The following is a 22592-nucleotide window of genomic DNA, read 5'->3' on the forward strand; positions in this document are numbered from 1 at the left end:
AATATAAAATATAAAACCATATAAAAATTATGAGAAAAACATGTCTGGGCTTATTTTCAGCCGCTATTTTAGGATTGTCTTTATCGTCGTGTCTGGGAGATGGAGGTGAGCAGTCGATAACATCACAAAATGAATTTGGTGTAATTAAAGTTGTTTCGGAGAGTGGTGTGTCAGTTACTGCTGCAACTATGGCGAGAGGAGTTAATATCACAGGAGGAGATATAACCGGTTATTCTGCAGGAGATGTGGTGCTTGTGTCATATAAAGCTAATTTGAATGATTTTATAAACTCTACAACTATTAAAGCTGAATATGCAACTATAGATGCTTCGAGTGGTGTTTTTAAAGTTGCAAATCAGGTATCTGTAACTGAAGGGTCGGTAGGTGATAATACTCCGAGTGCAAGTACAGCTTTTACCGGATTTACAAGCAAATATGGGAACAGTGCACAGACTTTCTCTAACAGATGGTTGGTTTCGGTTTCTGCTAATATCAGAAAAGATCAGGAGATCAGAGGCATCGAATTGTATTATGATGAAAATGATCAGACACTACCTGCAAATTTAGGTCTGACTTTACCTGAAGATGCAATTGTATTGGATGTGAAATTGTTAAAGACAACTCCAACATCTGAAAGTACAGATACAGCTGTGAAATCGAAAGATATAGCTGTGGATCTGACATCTCTTAGAAGATTAAATCCGAAGCAGATGTCAGAAACAGCAACGGGTAAAACATTATACATCTGGTTGAGGTATCCAAAGTATACGACTTCTGATCAAAAGTATGCAGTAGCAGTTATGCAAAATGCATTTGGGATAACTTATTATACAACAAATTAAAGTTGAAAGATTTTTATAATATCCAATATACGACAGAGAGGTGCAACGATGTATCTCTCTGTTGTTTTGTAGTCCTGTTCGACTAGAATAAAAAATATTTTTTTCTACCTTTGAGGTGAAAAATACCTTATAATATGAATTTCGACTTAACTCAGATACTGAGCGCATTTGTAGTATTATTCGCATTGATAGATGTTTTGGGATCTGTGCCCCTTTTTCTTAATTTTCAGAAGAATGGAGAAGATGTGAATCCTTTTCAGGCATCGATATATGCTTTCGCTATAATGACAGCATTTTTGTTTGTCGGTGATTGGGTGCTTCAGTTATTTAATGTGGATGTATCTTCTTTTGCGATAGCCGGTGCTTTGGTTATCTTTATTATCTCGGTTGAAATGATCTTCGGGATAGAAGTGTTTAGGAATGATGCTCCCGGAGGATCGACAACATTGGTTCCTATAGTCTTTCCTTTGCTTGCGGGACCCGGAACATTTACTGCATTGCTGTCTATGCGAGCCGAATTCTTTGTCACTAACATTATTCTGGCTCTCCTCCTGAATATGGTTATCGTCTTCTTTGTACTGAAGAATTTATCATTTGTAAAGCGTTTGATGGGTGTCGGAGGAGTATATGTGATGCGTAAATTTTTTGGCATTATTTTAATGGCCATATCAGTCCGTCTCTTTACATCTAATTTATCTATACTATTGGAATCGTTTAAATGAGATTTACTGAATAAATTCTGAACTTACTTTTATCGTGGAATATATCCAAGTATTTGTTTGAATTTGTAATAGGCTGTACTTTTTACAGAGTAAAATATGGTCACATACCTATTTGTAGCTTTGTCAAGTATAACAACTTGAGCCTATTATTACATGAAAATATATCATTAAATACCTCGGTTTATTTGAATAGAAGGACATGTATACTTAAAATTGGAATACAAAGGCAAAACTATTTTTATAACCAAAAAAAAGAAGTATTTTTGTTACACTAAAGTCAGAAAGAAAGTATCATATTATATCATTTAACTAAAAATAAACCAAGCATGAAAATCGAACGTATTTTCGGTCGTGAAATTTTGGATTCAAGAGGTAATCCTACTATCGAAGTTGATGTAACTTTAGAATGTGGCGCTTTTGGCCGTGCAGCTGTTCCTTCAGGAGCATCTACAGGTGAGCATGAAGCTCTTGAACTTCGCGATGGAGACAAAAAAAGATATTTAGGAAAAGGTGTAACTAAAGCAGTAGATAACGTAAACAATGTTATCGCTCCTGCCTTGATTGGTGACTGCGCTTTAGATCAAAGAGGTATCGACTTGAAAATGATCGCTCTTGATGGCACTCCTACAAAATCTAAATTAGGTGCTAATGCTGTTTTGGGTGTATCTTTGGCTGTAGCAAAAGCTGCTGCTAATGCACTTGATATTCCATTGTATCGTTATATCGGAGGAACTAACACATATACACTTCCCGTACCTATGATGAACATCATCAATGGTGGATCTCACTCTGATGCTCCTATTGCATTTCAGGAATTTATGATTCGTCCGGTAGGTGCTGCTTCATTCAAAGAAGGTTTGCGTTGCGGTGCTGAAGTATTCCATGCTTTGGCAAAAGAATTCAAAAGCAGAGGTTTAAGTACTGCAGTAGGTGATGAAGGTGGTTTTGCTCCAACATTGAACGGAACAGAAGATGCTTTGGATTCTATCCTTAAAGCTATCAAAGCTGCTGGTTACGAACCAGGAAAAGATGTAACAATCGGTCTTGACTGTGCTTCTTCTGAATTCTTCGATAAGACAGCTAAAGTATATGACTACTCTAAATTTGAAGGAGCAAACGGAGCTAAACGTACTTCTGCAGAACAAGTAGAATTCCTTGCAAGCCTTGTAGCTAAATATCCAATCGATTCTATTGAAGACGGTATGGATGAGAATGACTGGGATGGTTGGAAACAACTTACAGACAAACTTGGCGATAAAATTCAATTAGTAGGTGACGACTTGTTCGTAACTAACGTTGATTTCTTGAAAAAAGGTATCGAACTAGGTTGTGCTAACTCTATCCTTATCAAAGTAAACCAAATCGGTTCTTTAACTGAAACTTTGGATGCTATTGAAATGGCTCACCGTGCAGGTTATACTAGCGTAACTTCTCACCGTTCTGGTGAAACTGAAGATGCTACTATTGCTGACATCGCAGTTGCTACTAACTCAGGACAAATCAAAACAGGTTCGTTGAGCCGTTCAGACCGTATGGCTAAATATAACCAACTACTTCGTATCGAAGAAGAACTTGGTTCAAAAGCTGTTTATGGTTACAAACGCGTACAACGTGTGAAATAAGAAAATTAAGAAATTTCTTTATAACAACAAGAAGGGTGGAAGCTGGATCGTTTCCGCCCTTCTTTCTTATATTGAGGATAGGTGGCTTGTGAGATGAATAATTGGATATTCTGTATTTGAATGGATAAGCTAATCAAACATATCAGCCATTATCTCGGTTTGACTGAGGTAAGTATTGATCTCTATAAATATTTTGAGGTTAGAAAGATCAGGAAGAAGACTTCTTTGTTGGAACAGGGGGAGGTTTGCAAGTACTATTATTTTGTGAATAGAGGATGTCTTAGAATGTACTTTTATCGGGATAACGGGTCTGAACAGATTACTCAGTTTGCGTTAGAAAATTGGTGGATAACAGATTATTCAGGATTGATGAATCAGTCTCCATCTGATTATTGTATTCAGGCAATAGAAGACTCCGAAGTATTGGTAATCAGTAGTTTAAACTATGAAAAGCTTTTGATGGAATATCCAATATTGGAGCGTTACTTTAGGCAGATGTATCAAAGAGCTTTAGCAGCATCTCAATTTCGATTGAAATTGATTTTTGAGATGTCAAAAGAAGATATGTACTTGCATTTTAAAGGGGCTTTTCCGGATTTCATACAAAGAGTTCCTCAATATATGCTAGCCTCTTTTTTGGGGTTAACACCTGAATATTTAAGTGAACTTCGGAAGAAAAATTTATGATTTGAAAGCTTTCTTAAACCAGCTTAAGATTTCTAATCTTATAAATTGATAGTTTTGTGATCAGAACAAAACATATATAAGATGGAAAAATCAGTTAAGCTATCCGACAAATTTTACGAAGTCCTTCAACATGAAGGTGTAGTTGCTATTGTATCATGGACTGCAGATGATGCTCATGTTGCAAATACATGGAACTCATACCTTGTAGTAACAGATGATGAGAGAATACTAATTCCGGCATATGGGTTACGAAAAACACAGAAGAATATAGACGTGAACCATCAAATAAAGCTTACTTTAGGCTCGAAAGAGGTATTGGGATATAAAGACTATCAAGGAACAGGTTTTCTTGTAACAGGTACTGCTCGTTATCTGAGCTCGGGAGAAGAATTTGATATGATGAAAGAAAAATTCTCTTTTCTTACAAGGGTCTTAGAAGTAACCGTTATCAAAGCTAAGCAAACTTTATAGGGTCCAAGCATAGACTAAAAATAAAAGCTATCCATTTGGATAGCTTTTATTTTTTATAGAATAAGATCTTTGCGATCTTTATGCTTCAGGAAGATTTTTTGTTTCATCAGTAGGTTCGAATGTTCCTGCAGCTAAGCGTTTGTAGCTTTTCCAGCGCCACATAGCATTATTCTGAGCTGCTTCATACAATTCACTTGCTTCACCTGGATTAGATTTCTGCAAAGCTGTATAACGAACTTCATTACCTAAGAATGATTGGAACTTGGTCCAGTCAGGATCTTTACTATCCATTGTGAATGGGTTCTTACCTTCTTCTTCCAACATTGGATTATAACGCCATAGATGCCAGTATCCGCATTCTACTGCGAATTTTTCTTCATCTTGCGCATGTCCCATACCTTTACGTAAACCGTGGCTGATACATGGAGAATAAGCGATAATCAATGATGGACCTTTGTATTCTTCGGCTTCTTTGAATGCCTTCAAACATTGCATCTGATTAGCACCCATTGCTACTTGAGCTACATATACATAACCGTAAGTTGTAGCAATCATACCTAGGTCTTTCTTGCGTACTTTCTTACCTGCAGCAGCAAATTTAGCAACAGCCGCTACCGGAGTAGATTTAGAAGACTGACCTCCTGTATTAGAATAAACCTCAGTATCCAGAACCAGGATATTTACGTCTTCGCCCGAAGCTAATACGTGATCGACACCACCGAAACCTATATCATAAGCCCATCCGTCACCACCAAAGATCCAGATAGAACGTTTTACTATATATTGTTTCAGCTCAACCAATTCTTTACATATAGCACATCCTTCTTGTGTACCGGCTTCGATTACCGGAAGGATTTCTTTATAAAGATCTTTTGTTTTATCAGCTTCTGATTTGTTATCAATCCATGATTGGAATAGTTCTTTAGTTGAAGCAGAAGTACCTTCCAAAGCGATTGCTTGTTTCATTAATTTCTCGATTCTATCTCGCATTGTAATGTTTGCAAGAGCGAATCCAAGACCAAACTCAGCATTGTCTTCGAACAAAGAATTAGCCCAAGCCGGACCTTTGCCTTCTTCGTTAGTTGTATAAGGTGTTGCAGGTGCTGAACCTCCATAGATTGAAGAACATCCTGTAGCATTAGCAATCAACATTCGGTCACCGTAAAGTTGAGTAACAAGTTTTACGTAAGGAGTTTCTCCACAACCCGAACATGCACCTGAGAACTCGAATAATGGAGTTGCAAATTGTGAATTTTTCACATTTTGTTTAACATCCACTAAGTGAGCTTTGCTGGTTACATTTGCAACCATAAAGTCCCAATTGTTTTGTTCCGGATATTGACCTCCGATTTCAACCATTTCAAGAGCACTTTGTCCTTTTTTACCGGGACAGATATCAGCACAGTTACCGCAACCAAGACAGTCAAGAACGTCAACCTGTATACGGAATCCCATTCCATCGAATTGTTTTCCCTGAGCTTTCAACAATGATGCACTTTCAGGAGCTTTTGCTTGTTCGTTTGCATCCAGTACGAATGGACGGATTGTAGCGTGAGGACAAACATAAGCACATTGATTACATTGGATACAGTTTTCCATGTGCCATACAGGAACGAATGCAGCTACACCACGTTTTTCGTAGAATGTAGTACCATTGTCCCAAGTTCCGTCCTCGCGACCAACGAATGCCGATACCGGAATATCATATCCTTTTTGAGCATTAACAGGACGAACAACTTGTTTGATGAAATCAGGAGCATCATCATCTGTAGGTTTACCTACTGTGATGTTTGCCCATTCTGCAGGTACTTCTACTTTTTCAATTTCGATACCTCTGTCAACTGCCGCATAGTTCTTATTGATTACATCTTCACCTTTACGTCCATAAGACTTAACGATGAATTTCTTCATTTGTTCTACTGCTAATTCGTAAGGAATTACATTAGAAATCTTGAAGAATGCAGATTGAAGAATTGTATTTGTACGTCCTCCAAGACCAATTTCTGTAGCAATTTTAGTTGCATTGATGATATAGAAATTGATGTTGTTAACAGCAAGATATTTTTTTACATTATCAGGTAAATAGTTGCCTACATCTTCCTTACTCCATACAGAATTAAGAAGGAAAGTTCCGTTTTTCTTCAACCCTTTAGTTACATCATAAAGGTGTAGATAAGCAGGAACGTGACATGCTACGAAGTTTGGTGTATTCACCAAATAGGTAGAACGGATTGGGTGATCACCAAAACGAAGGTGAGATGATGTGAAACCTCCTGATTTTTTAGAGTCATAAGCAAAGTATGCCTGACAATATTTGTTGGTATTTTCACCGATGATTTTTACAGTATTTTTATTTGCTCCTACTGTACCGTCAGATCCTAATCCATAGAATTTTGCTTCGTAGTTTGAATCGTCTACAGAAACTTCATCTTTCAATGGAAGTGATTTGAAAGTAACGTCGTCTACGATACCGATTGTGAAATCATTCTTAGGAAGATTCATCGCAAGATTTTCGTATACAGACATAATTTGAGAAGGAGTGGTGTCTTTTGAAGACAAACCATAAATACCACCGACAATAGTCGGAGCATCTTCTTTTCCGTAGAAACAGTCTTTAACATCTAAATAAAGAGGTTGTCCTAGAGCACCAGGTTCTTTGGTACGGTCAAGAACTGCGATTCTTTTAGCTGTTTTAGGAACAGCAGCCATGAATGCTTCAGCTTTGAACGGACGGTATAAGTGAACTGCAACAAGACCAACTTTTTCACCTTTTTCGTTAAGGAAGTCAACAGTTTCTTTTATGGCTTCTGTAACAGAGCCCATCGCGATAATTACTCTTTCTGCATCTTCTGCTCCGTAGTAATCAAATAAACCATATTTACGTCCTGTGATTTTTGCTATTTCAGTCAGATATTTTTCAACAATCTCAGGTACAGCATCATAATATTTATTAGATGCTTCACGAGATTGGAAGTAAATATCATCATTCTGAGCAGTACCTCTTGTTACCGGTTTTTCTGGATTAAGAGCTCTATCTCTGAATTCTTTAAGAGCTTTTTGATCAATAAGAGGAATTAGGTCTTCCTGATCCATCAATTCGACTTTCTGTATTTCATGAGAAGTACGGAATCCGTCAAAAATATTCATAAAAGGAATACGAGCTTCGAGTGTTGCCAAATGAGGAACAGCTGAAAGATCCATTACTTCTTGTACAGAACCTGAGAAGAACATCGCAAAACCTGTCTGGCGTGCAGCCATAACGTCTTGATGGTCTCCGAATATTGATAGAGCCTGAGCCGCAAGTGCACGGGCTGATACATGAAATACAGAAGGCAACAGCTCTCCTGCAATCTTGTACATATTAGGAATCATCAACAAAAGACCTTGTGATGCGGTATAAGTAGTGGTTAGTGCTCCTGCCTGAAGCGATCCGTGTAAAGCTCCTGCAGCACCTGCTTCAGACTGCATTTCTTGTACTCTGAGCAATTCTCCGAAAATATTTTTTCGGCCGGCGGCAGCCCATTCATCAACGTACTCAGCCATAGTTGATGAGGGTGTGATAGGATAAATCGAAGCTACTTCACTGAACATATATGATATGTGTGCAGCAGCTTGGTTACCATCACAGGTTAAAAATTTTTTTTCTTTTGCCATACTCTGTAATAGTTGATTATTTAGTTGTTTACTTAAACTGTTTAAACCTGAGTCTTTGGCTCTAAGTGCAGGATTATGTTTATTAATCAATTATCCTCAGTGCAAAATACTCATTTCTTTATTGAACTATATTTTTTAGCCTTTCTTCAATTGGCACAATCATTTTTCGTGCCTATATACCTGACGAATTATAATGGTAAGGTCGGCGACCTTAATATAAGAACCCGAACAACCACAGAGGGATAGTATTATTTTCACCTATCTCCATCATTTCGGCTGTTGTGTACAAATCCGTTTTTTTATTGTTCTTGGGTTTCGAATCATCCACTTTGAAAACAAACTTTTTATCTTCATCTTCAACTATAAATACACCAGCTTTGCTTCCTTTCTTCAAACGAGAGTTGTTGTGATGCAGTTGGTTGTAGAAAAAAGTTTCACGTAATGCGTGATCATCTGCCACTCCCGGTTTCATTGCGAAGATCAGGTTTGTATTGTGCATATAAACCAAATCAGGCTTTTTGGGAAACTCTTCGCCTTCTCTATACAGTAAGTTGATTAATCGGGCACTTTTCAGATAATCCAGATAATTGGTTACTGTCGCTCTGGAAATTTCACAATCGACACTTAGCTGGCTGATATTGGGTTTCCCCGGAGCTGTTATAGACAGAAGATACAGTAGCTTTCTGAGTTTAGGCAGGTACGATTGTTCTATTTGTTTGATTGAGAGAACATCTATCTCAAGCATCATATTGATTGTCTTCAACAGGTTTTCCGAGAAATTTCTTTTCTCTAGAAAAAACGGATAATAACCATGATGTATATAGTCTCTGAAATATGCCAAAGGTTTTACTTTATTACATATTTCTGTTGCTATCGCCTTATGATTTGTGATAATATCTTCAAGCGAGATTGGTTCGAGGTTATTGTCTGTAATGATATTAAGGAATTCACGGAACGAGAATCCTCTTAAATTATAATGTTTTACTATTCCCGACAGGTCAGGGTTTTCGTCAAGTTTCATGACTGTAGAGCATGTGAAAATGATTTTCAATGCTGGAAACTTTTCATGACAGGTTCTCAGTTCGGCTGCCCAATTTGGGTATTTGAATACCTGATCGATAAGTAGAATTTTACCACCTTTAAAGAAAAATTCTTCGGCAAACTCATATAATCCTCTGCATGTAAACGAGAAATTGTTCATGTTGATATACAGGCAATCCCGTTTATCTAAGTCACAGTGTTTTTTCGCAAACTGCAATAAAAACGTAGTTTTTCCCACACCCCTGGTACCTTTGATTGCAATCAAACGGTGATTCCAGTCTATTTCGTCCATCAGACGTCTTTCTACCGGGCTTCCGAGGTGTTCAACTAAATATTTATGTGTTCTAAAAAAAGACTCCACAGATCCATTAATTTATTAATAGCAAGTACTTAATGACATATTCCAAGGCAATAACTACCTGTTCTTCTTATGCCCCAAAAGGCACAGAACCTTAATTCACACGAAGGTAATTGTTTTTTATCTTATTGCAAAGTCAACTTTGCATTTTTATTCTTTTTTCTTGTTTTTAAGTAACAGCAAGTATTTAGGAATATACTTTTAGTCTATAACAGAATTTGGTTGTTTTTACTTACTAAAGCAATAGATAAGTCTGAGACTTTAATTACGGAAAATACCGCTTTTGAATAATAAGATATTCTGGAGAGTTTTTTAATCTTGTTATCCAGTTGTTTAGAGAATCCAGAAGGATTGGCGACTGTTCTCTGACAGCCCAGCCTTCGAGGTGTGTAAATCCGATGTCTGTATTGATATCGATCTCAGGGATCTGAGAAGCCAGCTTCTCAGCCGTTTTGATATCGCATACAGTATAGTCTATATCTTTAGAAGCTACCATCATGGCTAATTGGTTGACTTCGTACAGGCTGTCTTCGGCGATGAATATGCTGTCCCCGATTTCGTGGGCTAAATTGTTTATCCGGACTTTATAAGGTGAATTGACTGGTATATGAAACGTTTTATTAGCCAGATCCAAATGATTCTTAATAGGCCCCATCCCGTCATTATATTCAGCCTTTCGTTGAATTAGTACCAGTTTGTTGTATAATATAGTTGATGTGAATTTGTATTGACTTCTCAGGTTTGTATTGATCGGAATGTTTCTTGCAACCAAATCGTATTTACCCGATTCGAGGCCTTCGAAGCATTTGTCAAGGCTGTTTTCCAAAGATATCTCAAACTTGAGGTTTGAATATTTTTCAATGGCAGCTAATATATCGTGATTGTATCCGGCTATGGTATCCGATGATGGGTAATATCCTACCGGATCCATATTTGTAACTATCCGAAGTACTCCGGATTTTGCTATATCGGGGTAGTCCGGGATTTTTTTGTCAGCCATAAGCTTATAAAGAGACGTGCCTATACCAATAATTAAGACGGCTATTATTGTCAGTCTGATATATTTGCTCTTCATATTATAATCCGATTAAGTTAATCTGTGAAATTCCATGATAAGCCCATTTTGAAAATCATAGGGTTGACCGGATAATGGGCTGCAGAGAAGTATCTCGAATTACTAAAGTCTTTACCTATATTATACATCATTACAAATATGCGGGTTTTCTTCAAATGAAAATTTGCATAGGCGTTGATAAGAGGGAAATTACCGACTTTGGTTTCTGTTTGGTTTTGAAACTGAAGCAAAACAGGATCGTATCCGGGGCCATAGTATTCTGTGAAATACCTGGCGTCGACACCTAGCTGTATGCCTAATACTTTAGCTAACTTTAAGTTTAAATACAGGTTACTGTATATGTTTATTTTCGGTAGGGGAAGTACATCTTCGTTTGAACTGGTCTGGAATACTACCTGATTATCCCAATGTAAGGCTTTGAATTTTAGATTCTGATCTAAACTCAATGATACTACCTGAATATTTTTATCAGCTTGTAGGATATCTGTAGTATTATTTCTTATTTTGGATGCAGGTGTTGTCGCAGATGTGTAAGAATAGTAAATATAGTTTTGCAGATTCTCGACACCTCCTTTTATTCGGGTTTGGGTTTGGGGAATAATGATTTCACCTCCTATATATATTCTTCTTATATCACTGAAATCGTTGTCATAGTTATATAATTTCGATCTGTAATGATTCTCAAAGAAGGTCGGTTTTAGATTCTTTATATACGCTTCGGCTTTTATTATGGCATCTTTACCTTTAATGTTGATTCGTGACGAAATATCTGCTGTTAGTCTGGATTCTCCTATGTTGTATCCTAGTACGCCGAAAGCTGCCGAAAGGTTGTAGCGCAAGAGGTTTCCTTTGTCTTTGGATAGTACTCCTCCTATTGTAGTGGAATTTTGCGAAAATTGCTGACTGCTATAAGCCGGATATTTGTCTCCTGGAGCTTGGTATTTCCGCATATCTTGTTCGATAAACGCTTTTAATCCGAATTTTACCCAAGGTCTGAACCCTTCATTTAATGCGATAGCCAATGTGTTCTTGAAAGACCAGTAAGACATTCTGTCGCTGATAGACCCATTGTCTAATTCTAATTCAGGATCTACGACATAGTTGTACAGAGAATCTATTCCGTTAGAATTGGATAGAAAGTGGCGTTGTTGATCGGTATAGTTGTTCGTCAATATGATGCTTGCTACCGGAACGAAGGTTTCATCATCATCGTCTTTTCTGTAGCCTACACTGTATTTGTTGGTTAAGAAAATATGTCTCCCCCGCATCTTGTTCCATGTTTCATCCAGAGCGGTTAAGAATTCCTGTGTTTTATTAGTGTTGACCTGTTTACCACCAACATTACCCGAAAGATATCCATCATCGGCGAGACCTCCGTTTTCTGAATTAGTGTAATTATTATTTGCGATAAAGGCATGCATTTGATAGTTATCAGTCCTATAGCTTGCCCAGATGTCGTAGTTGTTTTGTTTATTAGCAAGAGATGCATAGTATCCACGGGCATAGAGGTAATCGATGTTGAATCCGAAACTGAGTTTTTTATTCAAACTGATAGCCATCTCTCCCGAAAAGCATTCTTCTTTACTTATACTACTTCCTCCTGATTGGTAGAAGATATTTGAGTATGGACGTTTGGTGTCTATAAACCTCTGATTTCCGGGTCGCTTATACATATAGCTGAAAGCATCGAGGAAATTGAACTGAGATGTTTCATCCCTGTCGAAGAATATTCTCGATTGAGCAGGAGACCCTATATTACCCAAATATGTCATTGCTACATCAGATCCTTCAACCAGCGTTTCGTTATGAAAATTAGTGAACATTGTATCCATTGGTATAGGTATACGTTCGCCAAATCTTTCATCGATATTCCATGCGGGGATAGCAGGCGGGACTTTGCTCAAAGAGTCAGCCATGTTTGCTCTTGCTAAAGAGTCGCTTGGTATTACAGGTCGAGGGCGGGATTGCTGCTTGGGCTCGATCTGCTGCATAAGACTGTCATTGTCAAAGATAAAACGAGGGGTTTGTGCACTTGCATTAAGTACACTTATATATATAATAGCTAATATAAAAGCGAATCTTTTCATCGGCGCAAACTTACATAAAAAAACGAAAAGGTTTATGGCTTTTTTCGTGAATTGTAGTTAAAGGGTATTCAGTCCTTTTTGCTCGATTTGTCATGGATGGCCAATAGGGCAATGATTCCGCAATTGAGTAATTTATCCGGATCTAATCGATTCTTTTTGTTAATACAAGCCTTTGAGTAACTACATCAGGTATTTCGTCTTCGTAATGAGTCACGTATATCAATGATTTTTCTTCAGTGCAGAATTGTTCTATAATTGATTTTATGTGTTTCTTGTTGTTTGCATCAAGTCCATGAAGAGGTTCGTCAAGAATTAAAAGATCAGGGTTTTTGACAAATACTCTGGCTAACAATATAAGCCGCTGCTCGCCCGTTGATATATTTAGGAAAGATGTGTCTTTTATATGGTCTATGCCAAAGGATTTCATCCATTCGAGAGCAACCGCTTCTTGTTCTTCGTTACACTTCCGGTATAGGCCTATTGTGTCGAAGAATCCGGAGCCGACTACATCAAGGCATTTCACATTCTTGAGATAATACAAGTGCATTTCCGGAGATACATATCCGATTCTTTTTTTTATGTCCCAAATGCTTTCTCCGGATCCGCGTTTTCTGTCAAATAAGGTTATGTTATTTGCATAAGCTTGAGGGTTATCTCCTGATATCAAGCTTAATAAGGTCGATTTTCCTGCTCCGTTTTCTCCAAGTAAAGCCCATTTTTCGCCTCTTTTTACCACCCAGTTCAGATCTTTTAATATTGTGCGTGATCCATATCTGACAAGTATGTCTGTTAGATTTAGTGCTTTTTCGAAATCAGTGTTATCGATGTTATATTTAGCTTCGTTGATTAAGTCTGTTATTTCAGATCTGAATAATCCGGATTGAAATTCAAGATTGTTTCTGAAATCATCCGGATTCATTATCGGTAACAGAGTCATCTTTTTTATTGGAAGAATATGGGTTATACATTCAGGCAAGTCTTTCGGGTCGGACAAAACGAGCCCTATCTGAATGCTTTCCAGTTTTGATAACCTTTCCAGTACGTCATTAAGTATTCTTCTGGACTTTTTATCCAGTCCGATAAACGGATTATCCAGAATAAGTAGGCGTGGTCTGTTTAATAAAGATCGTATGATGAGGGTTTTACGTAGTTCGCCGCTTGAAAGCAAATTGATCGGTTTTTCTATCAGATCTTCTATGCCGAAAGAGCGAACAAGCGTTTCTACCCATTGAGGATCTCCTTTCGAGAAGAGCTCTTTAACGAATGGTACTTCATGTTCATCTCCTGCGTTCCATCGTTGTTGGTAATAGCTGTTTTGTATGTCGACAAGGCTATATATGTCACTGAAAGCAACACTCTTGACTAATTTGTTGGAGCTTTCATTTCTGAGAGTTTTGATTTCTCCCGATTTAAGTGCATGTTTAGAGGTGAGTATATCTATCAGTAATGTTTTACCAGCACCGTTTGCACCGATAATAGCCCAATTTTCACCGGCTTTGATCTTCCAATTGATAGGTGTCTTGAATGCAAGATTTTGCAAACGGGGGATTCCCCCGTTTATTTCTATTATTGTATCCTCGTTCATTAAAGCTTATTCTGTTTTATTCTACTTGTATTGCTTGCGGGTGTTTATGTCTTGTTGCAGGAAGACTGAAAGTTTGTATAACATTTTCCTCTATATGTGCTGCTAATGTTTCTACCGCAATGTGTAAGCAATCGGCAACGTTTTTATATATTTGAATTAAAGGAGTATCGGAAACATCTGTTTCACAGAAAAGCCTGTCTATCGGAATTTCCTGTAGAGCCTCGGCGTTAAATTTCTCTCCAATGGAAAAATAGAAGCCATGAGATACCAATTGTCTGGTAAGTTCGGGTTTTCCTCTGTAGCCATGTGCAATCCATGGCTGATGGGGTTTTATTGTCTTTTTTATGTGCAATAAGTCGTCCCACGCTTTAACACAATGTATAATAAGGGGTTTTTGAAGTTTCTCGGCAAGCTCTACTTGTTGGATGAAAACTTCTTTCTGAGTGTTTAAGTCCGGACCTTTGAGTTTATCCAGACCTGCTTCTCCGATAGCTACAATCCGAGGATCGTTGGCTATTTCTTGTAGAAATTTGATTTGTGGATCTGCGTCTTCTGAGTACCATGGATGTACTCCGCACGAAAACCATGGGTATTGTTCACTATCTTTAGCGTATTCAAATCCAAGTGGATATACATTTAATATATAATGTAATCTTTGCCTCGGGACGCCATCATCATCAGCCCCGCCCGTGACCGAATCGTGCGTATGTATGTCATATAAGTCCATAATTGTAAAAATCTAGAAGTTGCAAGTTAGCCAAAACTTTTAAAAAACGGATAAATAGGAACTATTTTTTTCTTGAGCCAGTCTGGATGCTTATTGAAAGTATTATTTTTTATATAAATTAGTATAATGAAAAACGCTGACAGATATTGTCAGCGTTTTTTCTTGAGGCGGCTATTAATGAAATAGCAATAAGATCAGAACCTTTATTTTCTGTTTTTTACATATTTTTCGAGCCATTGATCTTGTTCCCAAAGAGTATGTAGGATCGATTCTTTAGCGGCATATCCATGACTTTCAAGAGGTAATATGACTAACCGTGCCGGAGCTCCCAACCCTTTTAATGCCGCAAAATATCGTTCACTCTGTAGCGTAAATGTACCCGAATTATTATCGTTTCCTCCATGAATTAATAATATGGGGGTTTTCATCTTATCGGCATGCATAAAAGGAGACATTGCATTATATACATCTGTTGCCTCCCAATAGTTGCGTTCTTCAGACTGAAATCCAAATGGAGTCAATGTCCTATTATAAGCTCCGCTGCGAGCTATACCTGCAGCAAAAAGATCAGAATGAGTCAATAAGTTGGCTGTCATAAAAGCACCATATGAATGACCTCCGACAGCAACTTTTCGCCGATCTATATAACCTAAGCTGTCCACAGCATCGATGGCTGCTTTTGCATTAGCAACTAATTGTTTGATGTAAGTATCATTAGGCTCTTCATTCCCTTCTCCGATAATAGGAAAAGCAGCATCGTCCAAGATTGCATATCCTCTGGTGACCCAATAAATAGGCGATCCGTATGAAGGGTATATAAACTCATTCGGATTAGTAGTGTTTTGTCCGGCATTATCTTTGTCTTTATATTCAGTAGGATATGCCCACATTATCATAGGCAGCTTATCTTTTTTATTCAGATCATATCCGGCAGGCAGGTATAATGTTGCCGATAAATCTACGCCATCGGCTCGTTTGTATTTAATTACTTGTTTGTGTACTCCGCTTATTGCTTTGAAAGGGTTTTCGAAATGAGTAAGGGCTATAGGAGCTATTCGTTTTTTTGTATTCAATATATAATAGTTCGGGTATTCAGTCGGCGATTCGAGGCTTACCAGAATCTCCCCTGTTTTGCTATCGATAATAGAACTTATCTCTAGCTTTTTATCAGTATAACCTGACTGGAATATACGTTTGGTCTTTTTAGTATTAAGATCTATTTCATCGATAAAAGGAAATTGTCCTTTAGCTGTAAATCCTTTTCCGACCAAATATGCTTTTCCTGCATTTATAGAAAGAGTGTATTCTCCATAGAGGTTGCGTTGAGTATCAAAATCTCCCGGATCTCCATATGTATCTTCCGAACTGCGATCAAAAATGACAGAGGCTTCTTTAGTACCACTTGGGTCGAATACATATGTTTTAACGTTACGTGTATTCCACCATCTGTCATACAAGACAGCAGTATTATCATTTCCCCATATAATTCCGGCATAGCGGTTGATTGTTTTCACTACACTTTTAGGCTCTCCCGAAAAAGGAGCATCTAGAGTAAATACTTCATCTCTATAATCGGCTTTTACTGCCGGGTCTCCGTTGTCTAAAGCTTCTACCCAATATATAGTCGAAGGTTTGTCTTTTCGCCAGGTTATGTTTCTTCTGCCTTGTTGTACAGCCATAAACCCTTTTGGTAATTCTTCAACTAATGGTTTGTCATTGATTTCTTTAACTAGAGATCCATCCAGATTATAGATTGTGCTTTTCATCGGAAACCGCGAAAACGGCACAAGGTAAGAATACGGACGATGCAATGTTGTAAGCATGATATAACTTCCATCCGGAGAAATAGACTCATCAACATAAAGATCCTTGGCTTTCCATAGTGTTTTTTGTCCATTCAGATCTAATTTATACAACTCTGAATAAACTAATGTTTCGAAGTTGTCTTCGTCATTCTTGTTTTTCAACAAATCCTGATAAGTGCGATTTTGTGCTTTAGATCCGGCTTCACTTACAGATACAGTCGGACCGCTAGGGATAGTTTCTTTGGTATTGATCAATCCCTTCCTGTCTGTCGGTAATACTTTGATAAGAAATCCCAGACCATCCTTTAGCCAAGTAAAGGGGCTCCCCATATTGGCGTTGAGTATGCCTTCGGTTAGTTTAAACGCTTTCCCCGTCGAAAAATCAAAGCACCACAGTTCAATACCTTTATCTGATGTATTTGTAAATGCAACTTTTGACTCATCGGGTGAAAATGAGAAATATGCTAATTGGGCATCCGTCGGCAGGCCTTGAACTTGTTGAAGTGCCGCCATACGTCCATGTTTGTATTTTAGATTGGTATTATAAATTACCGTACTTGAAATATTCTTCTGAGGATCGAGTCTTAGTCCTGCCAGCTTCATCTCTTCGGCCGATAATTCGGATAGAGTCTTATATGTATTCCGATACCGAAAAAGAATATTCTGTTTTTTGCTATCCATTAGTAATGCCGGTACACGTTCATAATCTGCCAATTCCAGAATCTCTTTTGGCGGTTTTTGATACGTTAAATTCTCTTGGGCTGCAACTCCTCCAAGGTAGCCAAGTAGAATTGCTAAAAAATAAAGACGTTTCATAAGTATATTTTTTTAATTAGATAAGTAGTTTATGCTATGGGTTTGTATAGTAACCAAAGTTATTAAAAGATAACTATTAATGTATTTCTTTATTCTCTTTTTACCTTTCTTGATATTGTTTGAAAAAAGAATTACCATAGAAGGTTATTCTATGGTAATCTTGTTATCTATATTTGTCCTGACAATAATATCAATAGTTCTTCACCATTAATTCGTTATAATCGGTTTCAGCTTTAGGTATTTCATAATACCAACCATCAGCGGATTGATCTTTTTCCAAGAAACCGCAAAATGCAATATTGAAGTTCGACCCTGTACGTTTACATGGTAAATTCAAGCGTTTCAAATCGAACCAACGGAATCCTTCTCCCCAAAGTTCAATTCTACGGCTATTCATTACCTCTTCGGCAAAAGCATCTCCAGTTTTACCGCTGTCTTTGTATTCCGGATCTCTCTGATCCATTAATATCTTAAAGTACTCTTTAGCAGAAGTGGTATTTCCTGAGCGGGCATAAGCTTCGGCAGCAATCAAGTAAAGCTCTGATATACGCATGAATGCAAAGTCCCCAACTGCATTGGCTGTAGAACGAGCTCTGAATTTTCTGTTTTGATATGCACGTTTATTGTAAGCTGTTGTAGGTACAGCTGAAGTACCTGTTGGATCCCACCATTGGCGACGCAAGTCTGTAGGCGACATCAAATCGTATGTACTTTGGCTGATACATTTAATACCTGTACGTATAGCTCCTGCATTGAAGTTCCATGACATGTAAGCATAGAATGAATAAAAATATACTGTTTGATCATCTAAGGTCATTGCTGCATACAATGCTTCACTGGTAGTAGTCGTAATATCAGCAAAACCATTAGTTAACATTGCTTGAGTCATTACTGAATGACCATCAGCTTTAGCTAAAGTAATAGCTTCTGCTGCATACTCAGCTGCTTTAGGATAATTTTGTTGAGCTAATGCTACTCTTGCTCTCAAACCATATACTACAGTTGGGCTATAGTGATTTATATCATTAGGTTCATAATCTGCAAGTAATGTAGATGCTTCTTCTAGGTCGCTATTGATCTTTGTATATACTTCTTCTACAGTATTACGAGCCATATTTACAACTTCCGAAGATTCGCGATATGGTACTCCTAATTGAGTGTTTTGAGTAGTTGCATCATATCTTTTAGCATAATACTGAACCAACTGGAAATGAGCCCAACCTCTAATAGCAAGACATTCTCCTTTGATATGTTTAGCTAATGCTTCTGTTGAGTTAGGAAAATTCTGATCTAATTTTTCTAATATCTTATTTGCATTTAAGATAAATTGGTAATATGTTCTCCATACTCCCGAATTGTTTACGATATTATCATTGGTATTTATCGCCCATGTAAGATTTGTTTGGTGCCATGTCTGAGTATCCCATGTCATATCATCACCATGTGCCTCACGAGCCACAATGAATCCTGGTTCACCACCTAATCCTTGGTTTTCCAAATCTTGAGATATCATTTTACGGTGAATACCATTCAAGGCAATATAAAGCCCATCAAGGGTACTTCCTACAACCTCTTCAGAGATTGACGATGAAGGTGTCGTATCTAAATAACTTTCAGAGCAGCTCCCTAATAAGAATAATGAAGCAAATGCTAAAAAAGTAACTTTTGTGCTTTTTATATATCTATATTTCATAATTATATTCTTTTAAAAAGATAAGTTAAGACCCAATGTAATTGTTTTAGCAGGCATGTATACGTTATATGAGATACCTGAATAATTCATCTGAGGATTGAATCCTTGACGAGCTTTAATCATAAACAAGTTTTCTGCATTTACACTAAATCTTGCTTCACTTAGCTGAATTTTACTTAATAAACTTCTAGGGACTGAATATGATAGATTAACAGAACGTAAATTCAAATAGTCTGTACTTGTTAACCAACGGCTTGAATAACTTTGGCCAATGCTGGTATTGTATGTTGAGGTATTATCTAAACGAGGGACAGATGTAACATCACCTTCGGTCTTCCATGCTTTCAATACGTCTGTACTCATTGATGATCCATAGCTGGCTGTACTCATCAAGTTAGCATATACAAGGTCAAGAGCTTTGCCGCCTAATTGATATGAGAATACAGTGCCAAGAGTGAAATTTTTATAGTCTATTGTGAAGTTGAATCCACCATACCACTTAGGGATAGATGTACCACTATAATCAAATTTTGCATATGAATAAGAACTTGTAACCTGCACTCCATTAATCTCCTGCACAGTTTTTTCGATAGCTGCAGTTAAAGTTCCATCTTCTTTGTTGTAAGCATCAGTATCCAGTAGGTATAACCCATTTCCGTTTTGAGAATCAACACCATACCATTGTCTTAACCAAAATTCATAGACTGATCTTCCTTCAATAAGTTTTTTAGAGCCAGATATCAAACCATTTTTATTTACATCTGGCATTCTAATAATCTCATTTTTGATATATGTAGCATTAGCTCCAATATTTACCTTCCAATCTTTATTCTTAAATGCTAAATAATTCAAATCAATCTCAACACCTGAGTTACGTACTTTACCTATATTTTGAATGATGGAACTAATGCCATTAGATGTTGCCTGAGATACATCAAAAAGTAAATTTTTAGAGTCTTTTATAAAATATTCAATAGAACCGTTTAATTTACCAAACAAACCGAATTCGAGGGCTAAATCTTTTGAAATCTGAGTTTCCCATTTCAACTTATCATTAGCTAAGGTTGTAAAATAAACTCCAGCTTCTGTTCCATTGTTCTCTCCTAAATTATATAGAGTTTGGTATGGATAATAGTCATCTTCAGCATCATAATTAAGTATCTGGTCTACGCCAGTTTCCCCGTATGAAGCTCTCAACTTCAAATTATCAACCCAAGTCAATCCTTTCATAAAGTCTTCTTGAGAGATTCTCCATGACGCACCATATGACCAAAAGTTACCCCATCTGTTATCTCTAGAAAAACGAGATGTACCATCGCGTCTGTATGAGAACGATCCATAATATTTATTATCATAATCATAATTCAAACGACCAAAATACCCTTCTTTATTATAGGTGTCAGTATAAGACGTTAAATTGTTTACAGAAGTAAAGTTTTCAAAATCAAATACATCTTCAAATATTTGAGAAACTTTCATACCATACATATATTCATATACATATTTGTAAGACTCATGTCCTAATAAAGCTTCAAAATTATGATGCTGAATTGATTTTTTATAGTTCACCAATTGATTTAGAGTCTGAGTAGTAGTTCTACTTGAAGTCAGAGCTAAACGACCTGGTCCTGCCTGTCCATCACCAATAAATGGATTTTCATATACCTTTGCTCTATAATCGTTTGTTTCTAAAGCGTAGTTGCTAGTAATATCTAGACCTTTAATTGGCGATATTGTTACATATGTGCGTCCTACGAGACTGTTTCTATCATATTTTCTTGAGTTCATTTCTGTTTCAGCAATTGCATCACGCCCAGTGCTTGATAGTCTACCGCCTTCATAGTCATATACATATTCATCTTTGTTTGTAGTTACATTACCATTACTGTCAAGATATGCTCCGGTTTCTTTGTCGTGTTTATGTATCGGATAGATTGGAGCCATATTTCTGATAAAACGGGTTAAGTTACTCGAAGCACTTGAATTATCTGCTGTAGACGATGAATATGTCGCAGAAGAACGTGTGTAACCAACGTTAACACCTGCCTTAAACCAATCTACAGGATTTATATTATGATTTAAACGTGCTGAATATCTTAAATAGCCAGTGTTTAACATGTAACCCTTATCATCTAAATACGATATAGAAGAGTATGTATCACTCTTTTCTGTTTTAGAACCATACCCTATGGTATACTCCTGACGATAACCCGTACCGAAAGCAGCAGCATCCCAATCAAGGTCATCACCCCATTTCAAAGCAGATGCTCCGGAGTTTAATTTACCATCTGTACCTACAACCTCGCCATCAGCTATACCAACATAAGGATTATATTTTAGTGTACTTACTATATTTGCAGAAGCAAGTGAAGCAGCCTCTGTTTGAGGCTTACCTGCAGTAACATATGCATTTTTCAACATTTCCCATTGAAGTGGATAATATTGTGAGATACCTACTCTTGCATAATCTTTGTATGCTCTTGATGACCACCCTTGTTTGATATTTAAGGTAACACTTGAATTAGCAGTTCCCCTCTTTGTCGTAATCATTACTACACCATTACCCGCACTAGATCCATACAATGCAGTTGCAGCTGCATCCTTAAGAACAGTCATTGATTCTATATCATTAGGGTTGATACTAGCTAAACTTCCATTATAAACAGCTCCATCAACAATATATAACGGAGAATTGGACGCGTTAACTGAACCAAAGCCTCTAATGCGAATAGCGGCAGATTCTCCTGGTTGTCCTGTAGCAGCGGTTGCCTGTACCCCTGGAACATTACCTTCAATCGCCGATATAACACTTGTTATAGGACGAGAACCTATAGACTGAGATTGGATCAAGGATGCAGATCCTGTAAATGATGACCTTTTAGCTGTACCATAAGCAATAACCATCACTTCATCTAAAGCTTTAGTATCATCTTCCAAAGTAATTACCATTTGGCTTTTAGCCTTAATTTCGACTGTTTTGTAGCCCACTAAAGAAAACATCAATACATCTTTACCTTGGGGAATATTCAGCTTGAATGATCCGTCAATATCTGTATTTGTACCTACAGTTGTCCCCTTTACCACTACAATTGCACCGATAACAGGCTCTTTGTTTACATCCAATACCTTACCCGAAATCGCAGTCGTTTGTGCCGAAGCATATCCTATCATTAAGAAATAGGACAGAATAAATAGTACGATTTTTTCCTTCATAAAACAATCTTCCTTTAAATTAACTTCTTTTTTAACTCTTTTTTATTTCATTAACTATGCGCAAAAGTATGTAAAATTTATTAAAAAAAATGCTTTTGGTTCAATTTTTAAGAAAAATATGTCAATTAGGTCTTGTTTGGATATAATTAGTTTAATTATTGTCACTATTAGTTCCCGTTTTTTTGTATTTGTCC

The 22592-nt window shown here is 37.2% G+C and carries 14 protein-coding genes; 5 read left to right on the forward strand and 9 right to left on the reverse strand.

The features are described from left to right. The first annotated feature begins 29 nt into the window (after positions 1–29). The 5 genes from K322_RS0118000 (at position 30) to K322_RS0118020 (ending at position 4344) form a co-directional block, all read left to right on the forward strand. A complete protein-coding gene (locus tag K322_RS0118000) occupies positions 30–842 on the forward strand; it encodes a hypothetical protein (RefSeq protein WP_026628128.1) in 813 nt (270 codons plus the stop codon). Positions 843–976: 134 nt separating this feature from the next. Then, positions 977–1564: a MarC family protein gene (locus K322_RS0118005; RefSeq protein WP_026628129.1), complete on the forward strand. Its 588-nt coding sequence runs from the start codon at positions 977–979 to the stop codon at positions 1562–1564. A 326-nt stretch (positions 1565–1890) separates the two neighbouring features. Then, positions 1891–3186 (forward strand): phosphopyruvate hydratase, encoded by a 1296-nt coding sequence (gene eno / locus K322_RS0118010; RefSeq protein WP_026628130.1) that lies wholly within the window; start codon positions 1891–1893, stop codon positions 3184–3186. A 120-nt stretch (positions 3187–3306) separates the two neighbouring features. Then, the gene (locus K322_RS0118015) at positions 3307–3873 is read left to right on the forward strand and encodes a Crp/Fnr family transcriptional regulator (protein WP_026628131.1); all 567 of its coding nucleotides are present in this window, start codon (positions 3307–3309) and stop codon (positions 3871–3873) included. An 81-nt stretch (positions 3874–3954) separates the two neighbouring features. Further along, positions 3955–4344: a pyridoxamine 5'-phosphate oxidase family protein gene (locus tag K322_RS0118020; RefSeq protein ID WP_026628132.1), complete on the forward strand. Its 390-nt coding sequence runs from the start codon at positions 3955–3957 to the stop codon at positions 4342–4344. Positions 4345–4422: 78 nt separating this feature from the next. On the opposite strand, the gene nifJ is transcribed toward K322_RS0118020, so the two are convergent. The 9 genes from nifJ to K322_RS0118065 all read right to left on the reverse strand — a co-directional run bounded on the left by nifJ (position 4423) and on the right by K322_RS0118065 (position 22398). Beyond that, on the reverse strand, positions 4423–7998 hold the full coding sequence (nifJ, locus tag K322_RS0118025) for a pyruvate:ferredoxin (flavodoxin) oxidoreductase (protein WP_026628133.1): 3576 nt from the start codon (positions 7996–7998) through the stop codon (positions 4423–4425). A gap of 211 nt (positions 7999–8209) precedes the next feature. Continuing rightward, positions 8210–9400: an ATP-binding protein gene (locus K322_RS0118030; RefSeq protein WP_026628134.1), complete on the reverse strand. Its 1191-nt coding sequence runs from the start codon at positions 9398–9400 to the stop codon at positions 8210–8212. A 262-nt stretch (positions 9401–9662) separates the two neighbouring features. Continuing rightward, positions 9663–10472: a transporter substrate-binding domain-containing protein gene (locus K322_RS0118035; RefSeq protein ID WP_026628135.1), complete on the reverse strand. Its 810-nt coding sequence runs from the start codon at positions 10470–10472 to the stop codon at positions 9663–9665. A gap of 17 nt (positions 10473–10489) precedes the next feature. Then, positions 10490–12559, reverse strand: a complete 2070-nt coding sequence (locus K322_RS0118040) for a putative porin (protein WP_035332566.1) — start codon at positions 12557–12559, stop codon at positions 10490–10492. A gap of 142 nt (positions 12560–12701) precedes the next feature. Next, positions 12702–14144 carry an ATP-binding cassette domain-containing protein gene (locus tag K322_RS0118045; protein WP_026628137.1) on the reverse strand — a complete coding sequence of 481 codons (1443 nt, stop codon included), beginning with the start codon at positions 14142–14144 and terminating at the stop codon, positions 12702–12704. Between the two features lie 16 nt (positions 14145–14160). Next, positions 14161–14871, reverse strand: a complete 711-nt coding sequence (locus K322_RS20025) for a TatD family hydrolase (protein ID WP_051290963.1) — start codon at positions 14869–14871, stop codon at positions 14161–14163. A 203-nt stretch (positions 14872–15074) separates the two neighbouring features. Continuing rightward, positions 15075–17492, reverse strand: coding sequence for a S9 family peptidase (locus tag K322_RS0118055; protein ID WP_026628138.1), 2418 nt, complete (start codon positions 17490–17492; stop codon positions 15075–15077). A 190-nt stretch (positions 17493–17682) separates the two neighbouring features. Next, positions 17683–19185: a RagB/SusD family nutrient uptake outer membrane protein gene (locus K322_RS0118060; RefSeq protein ID WP_035332568.1), complete on the reverse strand. Its 1503-nt coding sequence runs from the start codon at positions 19183–19185 to the stop codon at positions 17683–17685. A gap of 12 nt (positions 19186–19197) precedes the next feature. Beyond that, on the reverse strand, positions 19198–22398 hold the full coding sequence (locus K322_RS0118065; RefSeq protein ID WP_026628140.1) for a SusC/RagA family TonB-linked outer membrane protein: 3201 nt from the start codon (positions 22396–22398) through the stop codon (positions 19198–19200). Between the last annotated feature and the right edge of the window lie 194 nt (positions 22399–22592).

This window comes from Indolivaga capnocytophagoides DSM 22835, from assembly GCF_000426485.1.
Taxonomy (GTDB): Bacteria; Bacteroidota; Bacteroidia; order Bacteroidales; family Dysgonomonadaceae; genus Dysgonomonas_A; species Dysgonomonas_A capnocytophagoides.